Below are 22,543 nucleotides of genomic sequence, written 5' to 3'. Positions count from 1 at the left end.
ATGGTTATTAGTAAGAAATTGAACGATACGTTTCAAGCTGTTAAAACCCATGTAAATAATACATACAACTCAGTGGACGCTTCTGGAGCTGCTATGGTTATTATACAAAACAATGAGATAGTTGCAGAAAATTATTGGGGTAATCATTCGAAGGAAAAAGACGCGAGACCTGTTCGGGAAGACACACAATTTCATGTAGCTTCTGTACGAAAAAGTTATATTGGATTTGCCGTTGCTTTTGCGGTGCATAATGGATACATTGCTTCGATTGATGACAAGGTGACTACATATTTACCAACACTTGACGCTGATCTTTTAAATGGGACGACTATTAGACATTTACTCACACATACTCATGGTCTAAGGGAAGTGGATGGAGAGATTGATCGGGAATTTGCTGCTGGACAGAGTTGGGCTTATCGCGGAATTAATATTTCATTGCTTACCCAAATTGTTAAAGAAACAACTGTTAAAACAGTAAGTGAAATTTTAAATGAACATGTATTTCAGCCTCTCGGGTTCACAGAAACAGGTTGGTACGCACAACAAACCGATAAGCTTGCGGAAGTTATAAAAGATACGAATGATCCTATTTGGAAAACTCATGCAAGTACAGATGGTGATGAAATGAATATGTATATATCGGCAAGAGAATTAGCGAAATGGGGTTATCTCCATCTTAAACAAGGTTTTATAAATGGAGAACAAATTATAAATAGTGAAATAATAGAGTTAGCAACATCTCTTCAAAGTCCTAATACAATAGACGTAGACCTCCCACAAAACGGTTTTTTATGGTTTGTAAAAGATTTGCCCGCTAAAAAAACAGAGATTGGAGAATTTGTACCGAAGAGCTCCTATCAAATTTTGGGGTATACAGGTGTCGCAGTATTAGTTATTCCTGAGCATGATGTGGTAGCAGTTAGAATGTTTAATAGTTTTGGTTCCCCAGATGGATTTGACTATTTAGCGGATATAAGAGCATTTGGAGATACAGTGATGGAGTGCTTGTCATAAGACAAAATATAATGGAAATAAGGAGTTTATCATACATGAACATTCATCAAGCAACGAGTAATGATCTTGATTCCCTAGTGGAACTTTTCGACTTATACAGAAAATTTTACAAACAAGCATCAGATCTTAAAGGCGCAAGAGAGTTTTTAGAAGAAAGATTAATAAAAAATGAATCCGTTATTTTCCTAGCCTTCGATGAAGGGAATCCTGTTGGCTTTACACAATTATTTCCATCTTTTTCATCAGTGAGCATGCAAAAGTCTTGGGTGCTAAATGATTTATATGTGAAAGAAACGGCACGAAGAAAAGGAGTAGCTGAAAAGTTAATAAGAAAGGCAATTGCATTCGCTGAAGAAACCGGTTCAAAAGGTATTTTACTGGAGACGGCTGCAGATAATGTGAATGCGCAAAAGCTATATGAGAAAATCGGATTTATAAAAGAGTCCACTTACTTTTATTATTTTTCGATTTGATGAGTGTAAGTCAATATTTCAAAGCTAGAAATATTATTGTAGGAGGAGTTTTATAAATGAAAAAGATATTATTCTTTGCCTATCCTCAATATGCAGATTTTGAAATTGCACATGCTCTATTTTTACTAAGAAAGATCGGTAAATATACGGTTACTACAGTATCCGTTGATGGAGAAGATGTAGAAAGTGTTGGTGGACTATGGACAAAAGCAGAGGGAGCTTTGTCGGATATCAATGTATCTGATTTTTCATTAATTCTTATTCCAGGGGGAGATGGCGTCCCCGATATTATAAATGAAGAGAGTATTACTGCTAAATTAGTAGAAGCATTTAATTTATCTATTCCTATCGCTTCCATATGTGGTTCTGCAGTATTACTAGGTAAAGCAGGGGTTTTGGAAGGACGAGAATTCACATGTAACCAGAGCACCTTTGATTATAATGAAAACATTTTTTCACGCTCCCTTTATACTGGAAAAGATATAGAAGTTAGTGATCAGATTATTACAGCTAAAGGTACAGCATTTGCTGAGTTTGCAGTTTCGGTAGGACAAATGCTTGACCTATTCCAGGATGAAAAGCAATATGATTCGCTTTTGAAGTTTTGCAAAGGTATGTAAGAAGGGGAATTATACATGGGCTATAATTGGGAAACTTGTACAAAGGAAACGAGAGGGTTTGTTTATCATTTACTTAAGAGAACAAAGGAAATTGTTGCAGAGGAATTAGTAGGATTCTATATACACGGTTCACTAGCGCTAGGAGGATTTAATCCTAAAAGTAGTGATATAGATATATTAGTTGTGACTACAACGCCCCTCTCCATAGAAAGAAAAAAACTGCTAGCAAAGATGTTTCTAAAATGCTCCAATCATCCATTTCCTGTGGAAGTCAGCTTTTTAAACGAAGCACAACTGAAAGATTGGGAATATCCTACTCCATTTGATTTTCATTTTAGTGAATATTGGAGAAGTAGTTATGAAGAAGAAACGGTTTTATTGAACGAGATGCCAAAGAATGATGCTGATTTAGCTGCCCATATTATGATTACGAATTATTGTGGAATATGTATATGGGGAAAGCCGATTAACAAAGTATTTCCCACCGTTCCAAAAGCCGATTATCTTTCATCCATCCTTACTGACTATGAATACTGTCTAAATAACATCACGCTAAATCCTGTTTACTGTACGTTAAATTTGATTAGAGTCTATTGGTATTTAAAAGAAGATAAAATTTCCTCTAAAGAAGAAGCGGGAAAATGGGGTCTTCGTCATCTTCCGCAAGAGTTTAACTGGACAATTCGACAAGTTGTCGCAGCGTATGCTAGTACCGAACAAAATCCTCTTATTCAATCAACACATTTATTACTTATAAGAGATTATTTGAAAAGAGAAGTGGAAGAGCTGTTGGGGGGAGCGAATTGGAAGTAAAACAAATAGAGAACTTGTTAGCTGTGGATCTAATCCCTTTAGTAAAAGAGAGTAAGGAAGAAGGTTTTCGATTTCTAGAAAGGCTTACCAATGAGTATAAGGAGGGTACAAATACTTTTGAGAAGCCAGGGGAATGTTTATACGGAGTTTATAACCGAGATAAAATTCTTGTAGCTATCGGAGGACTTACGATAGATCCATATACGGTAGATCAAAAAATTGGTAGGCTGAGAAGGTTTTATGTTGCGACCGATTATCGGCGGAAGGGATTAGGAGCGCTTTTATTAAACGAGATTATTTCCAATGCAAGGCGCTATTTTGATGTATTGGTATTGCATACAGATACGGAAAGAGCAGATAGGTTTTATACTTCATTGGGATTTAGCAAAGAAGGAAAATATAAAAAATCTACTCATTATTTATATTTATAGGAGGTGTAAAATGGAACAAAAAACAATTAGTCATGTAAACCAAATAGGGTGGAACCAATCTGCCTATCAAGCTTGGACAAACCGCCATGGCACCCCAAAAGAATATGCTAAAAAGTTAATAGCAAACCCTACGAATGCAGTAGCACACTATTTAAAGTTCATAGGTGAGGTAAAAGGTAAAAAAATTGCTAATCTTTTAGGGTCAAAAGGAAATAAAGCAGTATCTTTTGCTTTATTAGGAGCAGAGGTTACGGTCGTAGATATTTCGCAAGAGAATAAGAAATATGCGATGGAATTGGCGAATGAAGCAAAAGTGAATATAAAATACATAGTTTCGGATATATTAGAAGTTCCTGACGATGAAGCGCTAATCGATTTTGATGTCGTTCTTTTAGAATTAGGAGTATTACATTATTTTGTAGATTTATTTCCTTTATTTAAAGTAGTTTATGATTCACTAAAACCTGGTGGACAATTCATCTTAAGAGATTATCATCCTTTTGTTTCGAAGTTGGTGAACATTGAAGAAGGTAAGATGATTGCGAACGGCGATTATTTTAGTGAAGAAGTTGTGGAAGAAGATGTTGCTTATAGTTTTCTGCTGTCAGAGGAAGAGCGGGCTAATTTGAAGAAAGTGACTATTCGAAGATGGACTTTAGGTGAAATTGTTACGGCCATTTCAAATGCTGGATTCCATATTAATTATCTGGAGGAAGAAGCGGGGGTGAGGTGGGCATTTCCAGCTGATTCAGCTGAAGGAATTGAGAACAAGATGCCAGGGTTATATACGTTAATTGCTAAAAAGGTCTGAGTACCACATAACTGTACCTGAATGCCACATAAACCTATTTGAGTACCACATAAACCTATTTGAGTACCACATAACTATATTTGACCACCGCATAACTTCATAGTTCTAACAGGAAAGAGGGATGAAATCATTAGATCACCCCTCTTTCCATATATAAAACCCGCTCCAAGCAAATACAATCGAAGCTAAATAAAAAATACTGCCGATTGTTAAAAAATCTACTAAATACCCCGTTCCTATAATAGCGATTGCAGCACTGACAGACGTCCAAATATGATACTGCCCGATTTCCCTTCCGGCCGTTTCCTTTTGAACATTTCGGGCTAGGACTGTTTTTTCCGAGTTTTTTTGAACGGCACCGAGCAATCCCATCACCACTTGAAGGATATAAACATGCCAAATCTCAAAAGCGAGCGGAAAAATGAGTAAAATCAGCGCCATTCCCCAAGAATAAATAATCAATAGAACTTTATCACCTGTTTTATCTGCGAGCTTACCGATTATTGGGTAGCTCACAGCCGCTGTAAGGGCAAATAGTCCATATGCCCAACCAAACTGTGAATAACTGTGACCGACATTTTTTAGAAGCAGCACATAAAATGGAAATATCATACTGGATGCCATTCCGATGCTGCCTTGATAGATAATAAATCTTCTGTAATTCATTTATGATACTCCTCATAGAAAAGATTCATGAACCGACCATCAGGATCATATTCTTTCTTCATGTTAAAGAACTCCTCTGTTCTAGGGTACGCTTCTTCCAATTGTTCTTGAGTAGGAAAGTGATAGTAGGGAAGATAATAACTCCCATCGTGATCTAAAGTGATATCAATCATTTTGCGAATAATTCTACCAGATTCTTCGATGCTTTCTTCACTTGATCCTTGATTGATAAGCATTACAAGTCCAAACATATCCTCTTTTGCGTAGGACATGACCGCTTCTTCATTTTTCTTTACATAGCGCACGGTAATATTCAATAAATTAAAATCTTCTTCCTGTTCAAGGGTCTGTCTTAAATCGTCAATATAAGAAGTAAATTGATCGACTGGCACAAAATATTCTTGTAATACTTCCGTTTTGTTTACATTTTCATACTCCATAAAGGTAGACTCAGAACGCATAACATTATTCCTCGATATATAGGAATCATCTATTCGGTGATTGTATGCTTCTTGCGTCTTCCAAAGTAGATTTTTCCCCCAGCCGTTTAATCTGGATAAACCAAGAAAGAATTTTGGGATGGCAATTAGACTTTCCCGTTTTAATGTGCTATTAAATTCCAGCTGTCCTGGATCATCGGCCCTGTAGTAATCGGTTGTATACATTTCGGTTAGAAAGCCTTCTGGTGCAACAGAGATTCTTGCTAAATGCATTTTAACAGCCTCATCTTGAAGGACATTCGTTTTAAAATAAGCACTGTATTCATCATAAGCTAGGGATGTTGTCCGAATTTGATAAAGTTCATCGTCTGTTAATTGCAAACTAACATCAAGAATGACTCCAAATAATCCATAACCACCAATGACGAGCTTGAAGAGCTCAGGATTTTCTTGTCGACTGACATGCAAAATATTGCCTTCCGCATTCAATAATCTAAAAGATTCTACAGACTCAATCAAAGAGGTATATGCAATATCCCGACCATGTACATTCACACTTAAGGAACCGCCAACAGTGAAAATATTTTGAGACTGACTTACCTTTAATGCAAGGCCATATGGATTGATATAAGACTGAATATCGGCCCAAGTTGTGCCACTTTGTACAGTGATAAGCTTTTTCTCTTGATCAAGCTCTAAAATGTTATTATAGCTTTTCATATCGAGGAGAATTCCATTTGGGTAGAGTGTTTGCCCGCCTTGGCTATGCTGCATCCCGCCAATAGAAATCGGATCATTATTTTTATTAGCATCTAGTATAACTTTTCGTAACTTCTCTTCATCATTACTTGATTTTATTGCTTTCATTTTAACAGGCAAAAGACGTCCGTGATCTTCTATAATTGGATTGGACAGTTGGATTTGAAATAAGTGATAAGAGCCAATAAATATCGTGACATATAAAATAATCGCAAAATAGCGATATTTATACATTTGCCTCTCCTCCTTTTCAAATAAAACTTTACTTTACCATTTTAATAAATCTACTAAATTAGTAAAAGCTACCAATTAACTATTTGGTAGCTTTTACTAGATGATAATTAAGCCAAGAACACCCGTGACTTAATTCCATAGGATACAAGCGGTTCCCCCTACACAACATATCGTTTTAGTAATAGTCTGTCATATTCCATTAATCCTTCTAACTGTTGATCGATTTTCATATTCTGATTTGTTACAATTATATTAATGAAATTTAAAGGATTAGAGGTATTCACTTGGACATTTTCGTTGCAAGACAGCCGATTTTTACTCAAGATGAACATATATTTGCATATGAACTATTGTATAGAAATGGACAGGACAATTCTTTTCCTACGATAGCAGGGGATGAAGCAACTTTAGATGTTCTAACGCATTCCTTTTTAACAATAGGTATTAATGAACTAGCAGGGGAAAAATTATGTTTTATTAACTTTACGGAGAATTTATTAAAAAAAGAAGTGTTTTCTAAATTTCCGGCGAATCGAATTGTGGTTGAAATTTTGGAGGATATTCCGATTACGACAGCTTTAATTGAGGATCTGCGAGAGATTAAATCCCTTGGCTTTTTGATCGCCTTGGATGATTTTGTCCTACAAAAGAACGTGAATTTATACGGAGAATTATTTTCTCTTGTAGACTATATTAAAGTAGATTTTCTATTAAGCACTCGAACGGAACGATATGCCATTGAACGAATCGTCAAAGCCAATTATCCGAACATCGTGTTGCTAGCTGAAAAAGTGGAAACAAGAGAACAGTTTCATGAAGCGAGGGCTGCCGGTTATAAACTTTTTCAAGGTTACTTCTTTGCAAAGCCTGAAGTGATAAAAGGATCAGAGATTCCAGCAAATTTAGCGCAATATTTTCGGATTATCAATTTGCTGCGGAATAACTCTGTTTCCGTAGAAGAAATTTCTAATGAAATCGAACGAGATGTATCACTTTCTTTCAAAGTATTAAAAATGATTAATTCCCCTGCAGTCCGTTCCAAATCTAAAGTCCGTTCCATCAAGCAAGGTGTGCTCATCCTTGGACTGGAGGAATTGAACCATTGGTTATATGTTTTATTACTACGTGAATCTAAAAAGAATCATTCAGGTGATGGTATGGCTCTTATTGAAGCATCATTGTTTCGAGCAAAACTCTGTGAATTATTAGCAAGGCGTAAATTTTTACAAAATGCTTCTGAGTATTTCCTAGTAGGTATGTTTTCTTTAATAGACACATTATTACATCGGCCGATGATTCATTTACTGCAAGATCTACCACTTTCGGATGAAGTGGCAGAAACACTTTCTGGAACTAAAACGGAAATGACTCCTTTTCTGGAACTTGCGATTGCATGTGATGAGGTCCGCTGGAATGATATGATCGTTGGAGCAGCCTTGCTTAGCATCGATCATTCCACATTAAATGCTCTCTATCTAGAAGCAAGACGCTTTGCAACTGAAATCACAAACTAACTCCCAGTCATGTTGGCTAGGAGTTTTTTTGTTGTACTCAAATAAATATGTTAAGACATATTAACAAGGACCGTACCGTATAGAAATAACATGCCTTATTAAATTTATCATCAAGATTTAGGGAGGCGGCTTACGAATACTCTACTAGTAATCGTTATTCATTTTTTCCAAAAAGTAACGTTTTTAAATTGTTGCATTTTCTTCTAAAAGTAGTACAATATAATGAGAACAAATGTTCCTTAAAAGGAGAATGCGATATGCCATTGATACCGGAAGAGGCCATCCCTTATTTAGAAAACATGATTTATCTCCCAATGGTATTAACTATTTTAGAAAAGGATCGAATGATTTTTGAAAGAGGCCCCTTTAAGTTAAAACGTCCATATGTAGCTATGGTAGAAGGAGCCACAAAGCATGTTCAAAGTGAATTAAAAAAGACGCATATTTATATGAAAAGGCACAGTATGAAAGTTCTTCGCGGAGAAGGTGATGATATGTTCACCGAATATGTATTTTTTCATGGAGGCTATGAAGAACATCGTCGTTACTTAAATGTCCGACTCCGCAATCGGGTGGAAGAACTACTCACCGTGTATTTGGCGATTGTAGAGACTGCACATTAATTAAAAAAGTTTTTTTGAAATAAAGGTCCGCGAGAAGGAACAAGTCCATTATTCACCAGGTGACTCATTCTTCTTAACAAGTGCATATTTAGTAGGTTAGCAAATCCAACTTGTCGGCTAATCGTATGTGGAGAAGAAGGTACTTGGATTGTTTGTCCATTTGTTAAAACGATTGTAGAGCCTCCTTCAGAAGGATAAAATGATTCGATGGCTCCAAGAGAAAACCATACGTTTAAATCAGATTTTGGAGAAAGAATGGGAAGTAAAATGCAGGGATTTCCATAGTCATATGCGATAAGAATTGGTAATTTTAAATAGTTTCCAATAGCTTGTTTCGATAATTTAGTGGATAGTTGAATGTTAGAACCATAATGGGAACAGGAAGAGCGGACAATATCATATGGCCTTTTACCTATTATTTTGGTTTCGCCCGAATAGCTAATGGCTTTGGTAAAAACTTTGTTATTAATTACAACTGGTTGAAGTACAGCGGTATCAAATGAAACTAGGAAAGGTTTTTCGTCTTTTTTATTGAACATATACATTCACTCCTTAGGCTGTTATAACTCGATTATAGATAAATATGGGAAAAAATCAAGTAAATTTGTCGAATTTTTAAAATTGTTATTTTTGGCTATAAAATCTAAATTTTCTAAAAATGATTGCAACTCACGTTCAGCTTTTATATAATGGAAAAAAGGCATCGGGGTGATGGAAATGGACAAACAATATTCATATGCAGAATTTTTAAGAGCAATGGGTCAGCCTGGGAAAGAAAGCTCTGCAGAAAAACTGTTGAACGAAATTTATCTTGATATGTTTTTGAACATTATCCACCGGGAACAAAGTAGTAATCGATTATTGAGATTGATAGACGAGGCGCTGGATCAGAAAGACAAAAAAGCATTTATGCAATATACAAATGCTTTGCAGCAGTTAAATAATCCAAAGCAATAGAAGGAAGCCGCTTACACTTAAGCGGCTTTTATTCTGCGCAAATAATAAAGTGAAAAAACATACGTTCGTTTTATTAGTGTTCAAAAAAAGAGTATGTTAAACTGAAAATATTCAAATCGTGGGAGGCTTATGTATGGAACAAATTTTTGATTTGCAAGCTCCGTATGAGCCAGCAGGGGATCAAATAGAAGCAATAAAAGAATTAGTAAAAGGTGTACAAGAAGGAAAAAAACATCAAACATTGCTCGGGGCAACGGGTACTGGGAAAACATTTACGATTTCAAATGTCATCCAGCAAACAAATAAGCCAACCCTTATAATGGCGCATAATAAAACACTTGCAGGACAGCTATATAGCGAGTTTAAAGAGTTCTTTCCTAATAATGCTGTCGAATACTTTGTTAGTTATTACGACTATTTCCAACCGGAAGCATACGTACCTCAAACAGATACGTATATTGAAAAGGATTCCAGCATTAACGAGGAAATTGATAAACTTCGACACTCTGCTACATCATCTTTATTTGAAAGAAAAGATGTCATCATTATTGCATCTGTTTCTTGTATATATGGGCTCGGGAATCCAGAGGAATACAGAGAACTGGTCGTTTCTTTGCGGACAGGAATGGAAATTGAGCGAAACCAACTGCTTAGAAAACTAGTCGACATCCAATATGAACGAAACGACATTAATTTTACAAGAGGAACTTTCCGTGTACGTGGGGATGTTGTCGAAATCTTCCCAGCATCCAGAGATGAAAAATGTCTTCGTGTCGAGTTTTTTGGTGATGAAATTGATCGAATTCGTGAAGTAGACGCACTCACAGGAGAAATAATGGCAGAGCGTGAACATGTAGCCATATTCCCGGCATCTCACTTCGTTACAAGAGAAGAAAAGATGAAGATTGCAATAGAGAATATTGAAAAAGAATTAGAAGAACAATTAAAAATCCTACGTGATGAGGATAAATTACTAGAAGCGCAGCGACTAGAGCAGCGTACACGCTATGATTTAGAAATGATGCAGGAGATGGGATTTTGTTCGGGGATCGAAAACTATTCTCGCCATCTTACTTTAAGAGAAGCAGGCGCAACTCCATATACATTATTAGACTATTTTCCAAAAGACTTTTTATTAGTAGTGGATGAGAGCCATGTTTCGTTACCACAAGTAAGAGGAATGTTTAATGGAGACCAAGCAAGGAAATCAGTATTAGTAAACCATGGTTTTCGCTTGCCGTCAGCACTTGATAACAGACCACTTACTTTTAGTGAATTTGAAGACCATATCCATCAAGCAGTGTATGTATCTGCAACCCCAGGTCCTTATGAGCTAGAACATACACCTGAAATGGTCGAACAAATCATTCGCCCGACTGGGTTATTGGATCCGATTATTACATTGAAGCCGATTGAAGGACAAATTGATGATCTGATCAATGAAATTCAGGAACGCACGGCAAAAGATGAGCGTGTCTTAATTACGACATTAACGAAGAAAATGTCAGAAGATTTGACGGACTATCTAAAAGAAATCGGCATAAAAGTACAGTACTTACATTCCGAAGTAAAAACATTAGAGCGAATTGAAATAATAAGGGATCTTCGTTTAGGAACATATGATGTCCTCATCGGAATCAACTTGTTAAGGGAAGGGCTCGACCTACCAGAAGTGTCTCTAGTGGCAATTTTAGATGCAGATAAAGAAGGGTTCCTACGCTCGGAGCGTTCATTAATCCAAACAATCGGGCGTGCGGCGAGAAATTCAAATGGTGAAGTAATCATGTATGCAGATAAAATAACAGATTCTATGCAAAAAGCGATGGATGAAACGACACGACGTCGTACAATTCAAATGGAATATAACGAAAAGCATGGGATCACACCGAAAACAATTCAGAAAAAAATTCGTGAGGTTATTCGTGCAACGCAAGTGGCGGAAGAGAAAGCGAGTTATGCACAGCAGTTAACAAGTGGAAAACCTCTAACGAAAGAAGAAAAAAATACATTGCTACAAAATTTAGAAAAAGAAATGAAAGATGCTGCTAAAGCACTTAATTTTGAACGGGCAGCACAATTACGTGATGCAATCCTTGAACTGAAGTTGGAAGGGTGAACCAAGTGAAAAACCAAGAAATTATTATAGAAGGTGCTCGGGCACATAATTTAAAAAATATCAGCTTAAAAATACCAAGAGATAAGCTAGTTGTTATGACAGGATTGTCGGGATCTGGTAAATCGTCTTTAGCATTTGACACTATTTACGCTGAGGGTCAACGCCGATATGTAGAATCACTATCGGCCTATGCAAGACAATTTTTAGGCCAAATGGATAAACCGGATGTCGACGTCATTGAAGGTCTATCTCCAGCTATTTCTATCGACCAAAAGACAACAAGTAAAAACCCACGCTCTACTGTAGCGACAGTAACGGAAATCTACGATTATTTACGTTTGTTATTTGCGCGTGTCGGAAAGCCAATCTGTCCTACACACGGAATTGAAATATCATCTCAAACGATTGAACAGATGGTTGATCGACTAGGTGAGTATCCGGAAAGAACGAAAATGCAAGTACTGGCGCCAATTGTGTCCGGACGTAAAGGAACGCATGTAAAGTTATTGGAAGACATGAAAAAGCAAGGCTTTGTACGTGTTCGAATAGATGGGAAAATCACTGACCTAGATGATGATATAAATTTAGATAAAAACAAAAAACATAATATTGAAGTAGTAATAGATAGAATCGTTCTGAAAGAGGGAGTAGAGGCAAGGTTAAGCGATTCGCTTGAATCAGCACTTCGACTTGCGGACGGTCGTGTATTAATTGATGTAATGGAGCATGAAGAAATTTTATTTAGCGAACATCATGCATGCCCGATTTGTGGATTTTCGATAGGTGAGCTGGAACCAAGGATGTTTTCATTCAACAGCCCATTTGGTGCATGTCCCGATTGTGATGGTTTAGGATCGAAGCTGGAAGTAGACCCAGAACTCGTTGTACCTGATAAAAGTATGACGTTGGAAGAGGGTGCCATTGTTGCATGGCAGCCAACAAGCTCACAATATTATCCCAAATTATTAGAAGCTGTGTGTAAACATTACAAAATCAAAATGAATGTGCCGGTAGAAAAATTGCCGATAGATCAGTGGAAGAAAATTATGTACGGATCAGGCGGAGATAAGATTCGTTTCCGCTATGAAAATGAATTTGGTCAAGTACGCGACAGTCTTATTCAATTTGAGGGCGTTTTAGCTAATATCGAACGCAGATATAAGGACACATCCTCTGACTATATCCGCGAGCAAATGGAAAAATATATGGGACAACATGATTGTCCAACCTGTAAAGGATACCGTTTGAAAAAAGAAACATTAGCAGTAAAAGTAGACTCTTTGCATATAGGTCAAATAACGCGATTTTCTATTGAAGAAGCAAATAAATTCTTTCACGAATTAACTTTGTCTGAAAAAGATATGCAAATTGCTCGTTTAGTATTAAGAGAAATTAATGAGCGCCTTGGATTTTTAGAAAATGTCGGACTCGATTATCTAACATTGAACCGAGCTTCTGGAACATTATCTGGGGGGGAAGCCCAACGGATTCGTCTAGCTACACAAATAGGTTCAAGGCTAACAGGTGTATTATACATTCTGGATGAGCCATCGATTGGTTTGCATCAACGTGATAATGATCGATTAATCGAGACATTAAAAAGTATGCGTGACATTGGGAATACCTTAATCGTTGTAGAGCATGACGAAGATACAATGATGGCGGCGGATTACTTAATCGATGTTGGGCCTGGCGCCGGTATTCGCGGCGGAGAAATCGTTGCTGCAGGTACACCAGAACAAGTTATGAAAAACAAAAATTCGCTTACTGGTCAATACTTAAGCGGTAAAAAGTTTATCCCTCTTCCAACGGAGCGCAGAAAGCCCGATGGACGATATATTAAAATTAAAGGTGCAAATGAAAATAACTTAAAAAATGTCAATGTAGATATTCCATTAGGTGTATTTACAGCAGTAACAGGTGTATCTGGTTCTGGGAAAAGTACATTAGTGAATGAAATTCTGTATAAATCGCTTGCTTCTAAGCTAAATCGTTCCAAGGTAAAACCAGGAGCAAATAAAAGTGTAGAAGGCATCGACCAACTGGAAAAGGTGATTGATATTGACCAATCTCCAATTGGCCGTACACCGAGGTCCAATCCGGCAACCTATACAGGCGTTTTTGACGATATAAGAGATTTATATGCAGCGACTAATGAAGCAAAGGTAAGAGGATATAAAAAAGGTAGATTCAGTTTTAATGTAAAAGGTGGACGCTGTGAAGCTTGCCGCGGAGATGGAATCATTAAAATTGAGATGCACTTTTTACCGGACGTTTATGTGCCTTGTGAAGTTTGCCATGGGAAACGCTATAATCGAGAAACATTAGAAGTACAATACAAAGGGAAAAATATTGCAGAAGTTTTGAAAATGACAGTGGAAGATGGCTTAGTATTTTTTGAAAACCATCCTAAAATAAGTCGAAAACTGCAAACACTAGTCGATGTTGGACTAGGTTATGTGGAGTTGGGTCAACCAGCAACTACTCTTTCCGGAGGAGAAGCACAGCGCGTAAAGCTAGCCTCTGAATTGCATAAACGATCCAACGGAAAAACATTTTATATTTTAGATGAACCAACTACAGGTTTACATGTCGATGATATTGCTCGTTTACTTATCGTCCTGCAACGCCTCGTGGAAAATGGTGATTCTGTACTCGTTATCGAGCATAACTTAGATGTGATTAAAACCGCCGATTATATGATTGATTTAGGACCTGAAGGTGGAGACAAAGGCGGGACGATAGTAGCGGTTGGACCACCAGAGAAAATTATCGAAGCAAAAGATTCTTATACTGGTAGATATCTAAAACCTATTCTTGAGCGTGATCGAAAACGAATGGATGAAGTTATTACCGTAGCTTCTACGAAGTAAAAATAACTGTTCAATCTAAATGAAACCTTATTGAAGTTTAAACGTAATTAATAGGGTAAGTAACTCGTTTTATATTTTAAACTTATGAGGAGGCCTTTCACTATGCAAGAAGAACGTAAACGTATTTTAGATATGGTTGAAAATGGCACGATTACTGCACAAGAAGCATTGGCACTACTAGAGGAACTTGGAAAACAGTCAACACCTATCGTTTCATTAGACAAAGAAGAACCAAAACAAGAACAAACACATGCACAAAACAAGCACCAAAGCGCCGATTTTATAGAAGACTTAAAACGTGATTTCACCGTAATGGGTGAACGTTTTATGCAGTTTATGCAAGGAACTGTGGATAAGATGAAAGAGTTTGACTTCGAGATGCCTTTTGGTGAGCCGGTTATTTTTGAAGAAAACTTAGTTAAAGACCAAGCGTCTTTCGATGATATTTCTGTGAATATAGCGAATGGTAAAATAGAAATTTATCCAACAGAAGAAACTTACGCGCATGCGACGGTAAAAGTAAAATCTTTCAGAAACTCAACAGAAGAGGAAGCGAAAGCACGCTTTGCGGAAGAATTTATTTTCACTACTGAGGGAAATAAACTGCGTGTATACAGCGATATGAAAACAACTTCAGTTCAAGTAATGCTCTATGTACCGAAAAAAGCATATAATCATGTTTCAGCTCGATTGTTCAATGGTGAATTTGTCGCAAAGAACTTGGAAGCAAACTCGTTTAAGCTAAAAACAACGAACGGAAAAATAACATTAGATGCATTGAAGTTTAAAAGCGCAGACCTTGAAACTGTAAACGGAGCCGTACAAGTCCAAGATGTTGTTGGTGATTCAATCGAAGTAGAAACGATGAATGGTCGTATTTATGTAGATGGAAAACTGAAGGAATTGGAAGGTTCTTCGGTAAGTGGGCATGTCATTTTAACGACAAAAGACAAGGAAGCACGTAAAATCGAAGGTACTGCTGTTGCAGGAACTGTTGAATTGTACGTACCGAAAGATGTATCGTTAAAAGGAGAAACAACTACGCAAATTGGAAAAATTGATGTGCAACTTTCAGATGTCACGCAACTTAACCAATTCGAACAATTGTTAAATAAAAGAGTAGGATTCACTAAAATAGTGGATGCTGAAGCAGAACCGCTAAAAGTATACGGAGATGCAAAAACAGGATCCGTGCTTGTACGATATACAGTAGACAGCGAATAATAACAACCATTCAAAAGCCGTAAGAAGCATAACGCTTCTTGCGGCTTTTATTTTTGGGAAGAAGCAAAACTTTTAGGGATACGGATTGATAATTATCGGCTTTTCACTTCAAGTCAATTTGTTATTTTAATAACTGGTTGCTTCAGCAGCAATTTGGTTGATTTGGGACGTGAACTGGTTGCTTACCATGATCGATTGATTGCTCTCAGTAGTAAACTGGTTGCCCTAAGCCATTTACTGGATAACCACTCTTCCATATCCACTGCTTATATAGATAATCAGCCTTATCTATCCTCGTCTCACTCCAAGTTAACTTGCTATATTAAGAAATGGTTGCTTTCAGCAGCAATTTGGTTGCTCTCGAGCTAATTTAGTTGCTTTGGGACCCGAACTGGTTGCTTATCATGATCGATTGATTGCTCTCAGTAGTAATCTGGTTGCCCTAAGCCATTTACTGGATAACCAATCTTCCATATCCACTGTTTATATAGATAATCAGCCTTATCTATCCTCGTCTCACTTCAAGTAAACTTGCTATATTAAGAAATGGTTGCTTTCAGCAGCAATTTGGTTGCTCTCGAGCTAACTTAGTTGCTTTGGGACGCGAACTGGTTGCTTACTATGAACGATTGATTGCTCTCCTCCATAAACTGGTTGCCCTAAGCCATTTACTGGATAACCAATCTTCCATATCCACTGCTTATTTAGATAATCAGCCTTATCTATCCTCGTCTCACTTCAAGTACACTTGTTATATTAAGAACTGGTTGCTTTCAGTAGCAATTTGGTTGCTCTCGAGCTAATTTAGTTGCTTTGGGACGTGAACTAGTTGCTTACCAGGGCCGGTTGATTGCTCTCCTCCATAATCTGGTTGCCCTAAGCCATTTACTGGATACCCAATCTTCCATATCTATCGCTTATTTAGACAAAGGGCTACATAGTATTACTTACTTTTCTGCTATACAAAGGGAGTCCTGTACTATTCCGGTAAGCCATCCGCTAATAAATAGGGGAGCATAAGATAAATGAATACAAATAAGATCACTAATCATGCTAAAATAAGAACTATGTGCGGAAAAGATGCATGAAAGGAGTGGAGAGATATGCCTCATGTGACGACAAAGGATATAAAAGAAAAGTTCAATCTTTCATTAGTAAGCGGGGAGGAAGGGATTGGACGCCACGTTGCAATTAGCGATATTTCTCGACCAGGAATTGAAATGGCGGGTTACTTCACACATTATCCATCCAATCGTATTCAACTAATGGGGAAAACAGAGATTTCGTTTTTTGCATTATTACCAGCAAAAGAAAAAAGCGAGCGAATGATGAAGCTGTGTGCATCAGATACTCCAGTGATTATCGTTTCACATGGAATGGAAGTACCAGAAGAGTTAATCTTTGCTTCCAATGCAAACTCAGTTCCTGTTTTAACCACAACTATGCCTACTACAAGATTTTCTAGTATGCTAACTAACTTTTTAGAAAGCATGCTTGCTCCTACGACGGCAGTACATGGAGTTTTAGTAGATATATATGGAGTCGGAGTCCTAATTACTGGTAAAAGCGGTGTTGGTAAAAGTGAAACTGCTTTGGAATTGGTGAAAAAGGGACATCGTTTAGTAGCGGATGATTGTGTGGAAATTAGACAAGAAGGGGAAGATACGTTAGTTGGGAGTGCGCCGGCGTTAATCGAGCATCTTCTTGAAATTCGAGGGTTAGGCATTATTGATATTATGACGCTTTTTGGCGCGAGTGCCATTCGAAAATTTAAACGTATCACATTAGTTATCGAGCTTGAAATATGGGATGAGAAAAAGAAGTATGATCGATTAGGGCTTGAAGAAGAGAAAATAGAAATTATAAATACAGCTATTACAAAGCTAACTATTCCCGTTCGACCGGGTCGAAACTTGTCTGTAATTATTGAGGTAGCGGCGATGAATCATCGATTAAAACGTATGGGCATTAACGCTGCAGAAGATTTTGCAAAACGATTAGATGATGTGATAGGTCAAAACGGTGAATCAAATTACTGAGGAGTCAGTTGAAGGGAGTTACATATGAATTTATTACAAGCGATAGATCCGGTGGCTTTCTCATTAGGGTCATTAGAAGTGCGTTGGTACGGTATAATTATTGCGTTCGGAATAATTATAGCTTTTTTAGTAGCACAAAAAGAAATGGTGAAACGTGGATTTCATCCTGATTATTTAACTGATTTACTAATTTGGGCTGTACCAATCGCGATTATTAGTGCTCGAATTTATTATGTTATTTTTAAGTGGGATTATTACGGGCAGAATCCTGGCAAAATCATTGAGATTTGGAATGGTGGAATCGCGATTCACGGAGCTTTAATTGGAGCGTTTATCACTGCCTACATTTTTACGAAAAAGAGGGGTACTTCTTTTTGGAAAGTTACGGATATTGTTGCTCCGAGTATTTTAATCGGACAAACAGTTGGGCGCTGGGGAAATTTCATGAACCAAGAAGCACATGGTGGGGAAGTAACGAGAAGCTTTTTAGAAAACTTAAAGCTTCCCGAATGGATTATTAATCAAATGTATATTGATGGTAAGTATTATCATCCTACTTTTTTATATGAATCGGTATGGAATTTAATCGGAGTTATCATTCTAATTCTTCTACGTAAAGTAAATTTACGTCGCGGAGAAATGGTCCTATTTTATTTGACCTGGTATTCAGTAGGTCGATTCTTTATTGAAGGAATGCGTACAGATAGCCTTTATTTAATAGGAGATTTACGACAAGCTCAGGTTATTTCTTTAGTAACGATTGCGATTGCAATTATTTTGTTTGTATATAGAAGAATGACGGTTAAACCAGTCGTTCGATATCAGGACAAGTAAGGGAAAGAAGGGAATTGTGTGGGGACATTAAAAAGGGGACTTTTAGCAGGGCTAAAAACTACATGGACATTAAGTAAAGTGATTTTTCCGATTACTTTAATCGTAGTTATTTTGCAGTATACTCCAGTTCTCCCGTGGATCATCGATTTAATCTCGCCTTTTATGGGTCTGCTCGGGCTTAGAGGGGAAGCAGCTATCCCACTCGTTTTAGGAAATGCATTGAACCTCTATGCGGGTATAGCAGGAATTCTTTCACTGGATTTGACGGTGAAAGAAGTATTTATATTAGCGACGATGTTGTCATTTTCACATAATATCTTTATCGAAACAGGCGTTGCGCTGCGTGTAGGAGTAAAACTTTGGGTTGTTTTAGTCGTTCGTTTTGGATTAGCTATTTTATCCGCCGTGGTTATCAATTTAGTTTGGCATGGTGGTGGAGAAATCGCTAAGTATGGTGCAATTGCAAGTACGGAAAAAATTCCTGATGGTTGGGGAGAGATTATTTTACTTGGCTTACAAAAAGCGACTTTTGGGGTCTTACAACTTGCACTAATTGTTATCCCATTAATGATTATTATCCAAGTGTTAAAGGACCGTAATTATTTGCAGAAGTTTTCCGAGAAGATTGCCCCATTTACGAAAGTTATTGGCATTCAGCAAAATGCCTCTTTAACACTTGTTGCGGGGCTTACAATAGGGCTTGCATATGGCGCTGGAGTGATGATACAGGCAGTGCAGGAGGATGGAGTAAGTAAAAAGGATGCGACACTTGCCTTTATCTTTTTAGTGGCATGTCATGCTGTCGTTGAGGATACGTTAATCTTTATACCATTAGGCGTGCCAATTCTGCCTTTATTTTTAATACGTCTCGTGACAGCGTTTGTATTGACGATAATTGTCGCTTACATATGGCGTAAAGCGGAGCAAAGAAAGCAAGAGGAGGTGGTTACACTATGAAGGGAAAAGCTTATAAAGCACTATTGTTTGATTTCGATGGAACACTGCTAGATACGAATGAGCTTATTATTCAATCTTTTTTACATGTTTTGGGAGAAAAATTTCCTGGGAAATATGATAGAGATAGTGTTTTACCATTTCTCGGACCAACGCTACAAGAAACGTTCCATGCCATAAATCCAGAACTAACGGAATCACTTATGGCAGCTTATCGTGAATGGAATGTTCAGCATCATGATGATATGGTTGTACCGTTTGATGGGGTTGTCGAAACATTGTACAAATTAAAAGAAGAAGGCTACAAACTAGCGGTCGTATCGACAAAAAGAAAAGAAATGATTGGTAGAGGGATTAACCTGATGAAATGTGAGAATTTATTTGACACAATCATTGGACTAGATGATGTTAAAAATGCGAAGCCAGATCCCGAGCCAATTGAGCTTGCGCTTGAAAGACTTGGCGTTGGAAAAGAAGACGCCTTAATGATCGGTGATAATTTACATGATATCGTAGGTGGACAAAGAGCGGGAGTAGATACAGCTGCAGTCGCATGGTCTGTGAAAGGAGAAGCTTTCTTAGCAACTTACCTGCCAACTTATATGATTCATCATATAAGTGAACTTCTCGAAATTGCCAAAGGGCAGACCGTATGAGGAGAACGGAAAGATATCCTGTAAGTGGTGCGAATTCGTTATGGCATGTATATGATACAGTTCCTTTTTGGAAAGTAGTGAAAAACTTTATTTTCATACAAGCAGCGAGATACTCTCCATTTTTAAGCTGGAAAAACTTTTTTTATCGTGTGTTTCTTAGAATGAAAGTAGGAAAAGAAACGTCTTTTGCGTTGATGGTGATGGTAGATGTCATGTTTCCTGAACGAATCAAAGTAGGGGATAACACAATAGTCGGATATAATACAACGATATTAGCGCATGAATATTTGATTGATGAGTATCGAATTGGTGATGTAATTATCGGAGATCGTGTGTTAATCGGAGCGAATTCTACAATCTTACCTGGTGTTACGATTGGGAATGACGCAGTCGTTTCCGCAGCTACTCTAGTTAATGCGGACGTTCCCGAAGGATGTTTTGTCGGAGGAAATCCGATGCGCATTATTTATACGAAGGAACAAATGATGGAAAGAAATAATAAATAACAACAAAGCTATTCTTCATGTGGAGGATAGCTTTTTTCTATAGAGCAAATAGATAGTTTTTCTTAATATTCTAAAAGGAACTAACGGATAGATTGACGAAATGAGTAATATAGGATAAAATTTATATAATTTAACATATTAGTACTCTAGCATGATGAAGTGATATAAGGAGTGGTGAAATGGGTAAAATTCAAATGTTCGAGAAACCGCTAGGAATGAGAGATTCATTTCCGGAAGTAAACGAGCAAAAAGAATATATACGTTCAACGGCAAGAAACTTTATACGAAACAAAGGTTACGATTTTATCAAAACGCCATCTGTTGAATATTTTGAAACAATCGGAAAAGCTTCAGCTATTGACGAATCTTCACTTTTTAAACTAGTAGACAATCAAGGAGAAACGCTTGTATTGCGTCCAGACATGACGACTCCTATTGCAAGAATTGCAGCATCGAAGCTACTAAAAGAAAAAAATCCGTTGCGTCTTGCTTATTATGCAAATGTTTTCCGGGCACAGCAAAGAGAAGGTGGTCGTCCAGCAGAGTTCGAACAGCTAGGACTAGAGCTAATCGGTGATTTTAGTGCATATGGAGATAGTGAAATTATTCATACAGCAGTAGAGCTTGTGAAGGCGCTTGGTGTAGAGAGCTTTCGAATTACGATAGGACATGCAGGATTATTAACGGCCTTTCTAACGAATAATACGAATACAGTGCAACAGGTAGACGCGCTAAGACAGCTATTAGTAGAAAAAAACTTCGTAGGTTTCGAGCAGGAGTTAGACAATCTAGGACTATTACAAGAACAAAAAGAGAATCTCACAAAGTTAATAGATTATACGATTGACTTTAAAGTATTTGAAAACTTCCGAGCCTATTTAACGAATGAACAGCAATATTTGATCGATCAGCTGGAGCAGTTAAAGCGCTTATTGGAACTTCAATTAAAAGATCCATCCATTGTCTCCTTCGATTTCTCACTTGCTAGTCATATGAGTTATTACACAGGCATGTTGTTTGAAATTTATGCGGCTGGAAGTGGTTTCCCGATTGGAAACGGTGGAAGATACGATGAATTATTCAAGCAGTTCGATGAGCAAGTAGGGGCTACGGGATTTGGTATACGAGTAGACAGACTTTTGGAAGTGTTGCCGAAAAGGGATGTCGAAGAAAAGCATACGCTTCTATTATTTACAGAAGGTGCTTATTTGAAGGCCAATGTACTTGCGGAAGCAAGAAGAAACAATGCGGAACGTGTAACGCTTCAATATATAGAAAGTGTTCATGATTTGGATGTGTATAAACAAAGTTTTGATGAAGTACTAATTGTCTCAGAAGGTGGTTCTTTACGTGAATGAGTTAACAATTGCAATGCCGAAAGGGCGTATTTTCGAAGAAGCATATGAATTATTTGTAGAAGCTGGGTTTGATCTTCCAAAAGAGATTAATGACTCTAGAAAGCTGATTGTCGAGGCACCAGAGGAAAGAATACAATTTATACTAGCGAAGCCAATGGATGTTCCAGTTTATGTGGAACATGGAGTTGCTGACATCGGTATTGCTGGGAAAGACGTGCTATTAGAGCAGCTACGCGATGTTCATGAATTACTCGATTTGCATATTAGTAATTGTTATATTGCAACAGCAGGACTACCTAATACGATGATGAACGAAATAGCACCAAGAGTTGCGACGAAATATCCGACTATTGCGACGAACTTTTATAAAGAAAAGGGAGAGCAAGTGGAAATTATTGAACTTAATGGTTCTATTGAATTGGCGCCGATGATTGGATTAGCCGATCGCATCGTTGACATTGTCTCCACTGGTCAAACATTAAAAGAAAATGGGTTAGTCGAATATGAAAAAATTGTCGATATATCTTCTCGCTTAATCGTCAATCCTGTAAGTTATCGAGTGAAAAGTGAACGGATTCGTGCATTTGTTGCACAATTAAAAAACGAATTGGTCAAAAGGTAGGGG

The 22,543-nt window shown here is 37.4% G+C and carries 22 protein-coding genes; 19 read left to right on the top strand and 3 right to left on the bottom strand.

Annotated elements, in window-relative coordinates:
* From ACIP9W_RS11180 to ACIP9W_RS11155, 6 genes are read left to right on the top strand one after another with little or no spacing between them, the layout of a single operon-like run.
* The gene (locus tag ACIP9W_RS11180; RefSeq protein WP_400789225.1) at positions 1 to 1,017 is read left to right on the top strand and encodes a serine hydrolase domain-containing protein; all 1,017 of its coding nucleotides are present in this window, start codon (positions 1 to 3) and stop codon (positions 1,015 to 1,017) included.
* Between the two features lie 35 nt (positions 1,018 to 1,052).
* Complete coding sequence (locus ACIP9W_RS11175; protein ID WP_400789222.1) at positions 1,053 to 1,490, top strand: GNAT family N-acetyltransferase; 438 nt, start codon at positions 1,053 to 1,055, stop codon at positions 1,488 to 1,490.
* 56 nt (positions 1,491 to 1,546) lie between these two features.
* On the top strand, positions 1,547 to 2,110 hold the full coding sequence (locus ACIP9W_RS11170) for a DJ-1/PfpI family protein (RefSeq protein ID WP_400789221.1): 564 nt from the start codon (positions 1,547 to 1,549) through the stop codon (positions 2,108 to 2,110).
* Positions 2,111 to 2,125: 15 nt separating this feature from the next.
* Positions 2,126 to 2,923 (top strand): aminoglycoside adenylyltransferase domain-containing protein, encoded by a 798-nt coding sequence (locus tag ACIP9W_RS11165; RefSeq protein ID WP_400789219.1) that lies wholly within the window; start codon positions 2,126 to 2,128, stop codon positions 2,921 to 2,923.
* The gene (locus ACIP9W_RS11160; RefSeq protein ID WP_400789216.1) at positions 2,914 to 3,354 is read left to right on the top strand and encodes a GNAT family N-acetyltransferase; all 441 of its coding nucleotides are present in this window, start codon (positions 2,914 to 2,916) and stop codon (positions 3,352 to 3,354) included. The genes ACIP9W_RS11165 and ACIP9W_RS11160 overlap by 10 nt, the downstream gene beginning before the upstream one ends.
* 10 nt (positions 3,355 to 3,364) lie before the next feature.
* Positions 3,365 to 4,165 (top strand): class I SAM-dependent methyltransferase, encoded by an 801-nt coding sequence (locus tag ACIP9W_RS11155; RefSeq protein WP_400789214.1) that lies wholly within the window; start codon positions 3,365 to 3,367, stop codon positions 4,163 to 4,165.
* A gap of 135 nt (positions 4,166 to 4,300) precedes the next feature.
* Here the strand turns inward: ACIP9W_RS11155 and ACIP9W_RS11150 are convergent, their stop codons facing one another.
* A complete protein-coding gene (locus ACIP9W_RS11150; protein ID WP_400789211.1) occupies positions 4,301 to 4,831 on the bottom strand; it encodes an MFS transporter in 531 nt (176 codons plus the stop codon).
* Positions 4,828 to 6,264, bottom strand: coding sequence for an FAD-binding protein (locus ACIP9W_RS11145; protein WP_400789209.1), 1,437 nt, complete (start codon positions 6,262 to 6,264; stop codon positions 4,828 to 4,830). Before ACIP9W_RS11145 ends, ACIP9W_RS11150 begins: the two co-directional genes overlap by 4 nt.
* A gap of 284 nt (positions 6,265 to 6,548) precedes the next feature.
* Here ACIP9W_RS11145 and ACIP9W_RS11140 point away from each other — a divergent pair, with 284 nt between their 5' ends.
* Together ACIP9W_RS11140 and ACIP9W_RS11135 are read left to right on the top strand one after the other, a co-directional pair.
* Complete coding sequence (locus tag ACIP9W_RS11140) at positions 6,549 to 7,778, top strand: EAL and HDOD domain-containing protein (protein ID WP_400789206.1); 1,230 nt, start codon at positions 6,549 to 6,551, stop codon at positions 7,776 to 7,778.
* A 257-nt stretch (positions 7,779 to 8,035) separates the two neighbouring features.
* Complete coding sequence (locus ACIP9W_RS11135) at positions 8,036 to 8,401, top strand: YhjD family protein (RefSeq protein ID WP_400789204.1); 366 nt, start codon at positions 8,036 to 8,038, stop codon at positions 8,399 to 8,401.
* Here ACIP9W_RS11135 and ACIP9W_RS11130 read toward each other — a convergent pair.
* Positions 8,398 to 8,940 (bottom strand): competence protein ComK, encoded by a 543-nt coding sequence (locus ACIP9W_RS11130; protein WP_282241934.1) that lies wholly within the window; start codon positions 8,938 to 8,940, stop codon positions 8,398 to 8,400. The genes ACIP9W_RS11135 and ACIP9W_RS11130 overlap by 4 nt on opposite strands.
* Before the next feature lie 178 nt (positions 8,941 to 9,118).
* On the opposite strand from ACIP9W_RS11130, the gene ACIP9W_RS11125 reads away from it, so the two are divergent.
* From ACIP9W_RS11125 to hisG, 11 genes are all read left to right on the top strand, one after another.
* The gene (locus ACIP9W_RS11125; protein WP_282241933.1) at positions 9,119 to 9,358 is read left to right on the top strand and encodes an IDEAL domain-containing protein; all 240 of its coding nucleotides are present in this window, start codon (positions 9,119 to 9,121) and stop codon (positions 9,356 to 9,358) included.
* Positions 9,359 to 9,491: 133 nt separating this feature from the next.
* A complete protein-coding gene (gene uvrB / locus ACIP9W_RS11120; RefSeq protein WP_400789201.1) occupies positions 9,492 to 11,474 on the top strand; it encodes an excinuclease ABC subunit UvrB in 1,983 nt (660 codons plus the stop codon).
* Positions 11,475 to 11,479: 5 nt separating this feature from the next.
* A complete protein-coding gene (gene uvrA, locus ACIP9W_RS11115) occupies positions 11,480 to 14,347 on the top strand; it encodes an excinuclease ABC subunit UvrA (protein WP_400789198.1) in 2,868 nt (955 codons plus the stop codon).
* Between the two features lie 102 nt (positions 14,348 to 14,449).
* Positions 14,450 to 15,571: a DUF4097 family beta strand repeat-containing protein gene (locus ACIP9W_RS11110; RefSeq protein WP_400789195.1), complete on the top strand. Its 1,122-nt coding sequence runs from the start codon at positions 14,450 to 14,452 to the stop codon at positions 15,569 to 15,571.
* Positions 15,572 to 16,674: 1,103 nt separating this feature from the next.
* Positions 16,675 to 17,610: an HPr(Ser) kinase/phosphatase gene (gene hprK, locus ACIP9W_RS11105; RefSeq protein WP_400789193.1), complete on the top strand. Its 936-nt coding sequence runs from the start codon at positions 16,675 to 16,677 to the stop codon at positions 17,608 to 17,610.
* Positions 17,611 to 17,634: 24 nt separating this feature from the next.
* Positions 17,635 to 18,444: a prolipoprotein diacylglyceryl transferase gene (gene lgt, locus ACIP9W_RS11100; protein ID WP_282241928.1), complete on the top strand. Its 810-nt coding sequence runs from the start codon at positions 17,635 to 17,637 to the stop codon at positions 18,442 to 18,444.
* An 18-nt stretch (positions 18,445 to 18,462) separates the two neighbouring features.
* A complete protein-coding gene (locus ACIP9W_RS11095) occupies positions 18,463 to 19,401 on the top strand; it encodes a nucleoside recognition domain-containing protein (protein WP_282241927.1) in 939 nt (312 codons plus the stop codon).
* The gene (ppaX, locus tag ACIP9W_RS11090) at positions 19,398 to 20,054 is read left to right on the top strand and encodes a pyrophosphatase PpaX (RefSeq protein ID WP_400789190.1); all 657 of its coding nucleotides are present in this window, start codon (positions 19,398 to 19,400) and stop codon (positions 20,052 to 20,054) included. Before ACIP9W_RS11095 ends, ppaX begins: the two co-directional genes overlap by 4 nt.
* Positions 20,051 to 20,560, top strand: a complete 510-nt coding sequence (locus tag ACIP9W_RS11085) for an acyltransferase (RefSeq protein WP_400789188.1) — start codon at positions 20,051 to 20,053, stop codon at positions 20,558 to 20,560. Before ppaX ends, ACIP9W_RS11085 begins: the two co-directional genes overlap by 4 nt.
* Positions 20,561 to 20,739: 179 nt before the next feature.
* Positions 20,740 to 21,918 (top strand): ATP phosphoribosyltransferase regulatory subunit, encoded by a 1,179-nt coding sequence (locus tag ACIP9W_RS11080; protein WP_400789185.1) that lies wholly within the window; start codon positions 20,740 to 20,742, stop codon positions 21,916 to 21,918.
* A complete protein-coding gene (gene hisG, locus ACIP9W_RS11075) occupies positions 21,911 to 22,540 on the top strand; it encodes an ATP phosphoribosyltransferase (RefSeq protein WP_400789183.1) in 630 nt (209 codons plus the stop codon). Before ACIP9W_RS11080 ends, hisG begins: the two co-directional genes overlap by 8 nt.
* Positions 22,541 to 22,543 lie beyond the last annotated feature (3 nt).

This window comes from Psychrobacillus sp. NPDC093180 (genome assembly GCF_044754065.1).
Classification (GTDB): Bacteria; Bacillota; Bacilli; order Bacillales_A; family Planococcaceae; genus Psychrobacillus.
This window is presented reverse-complemented; position numbering and strand designations above follow the sequence as displayed.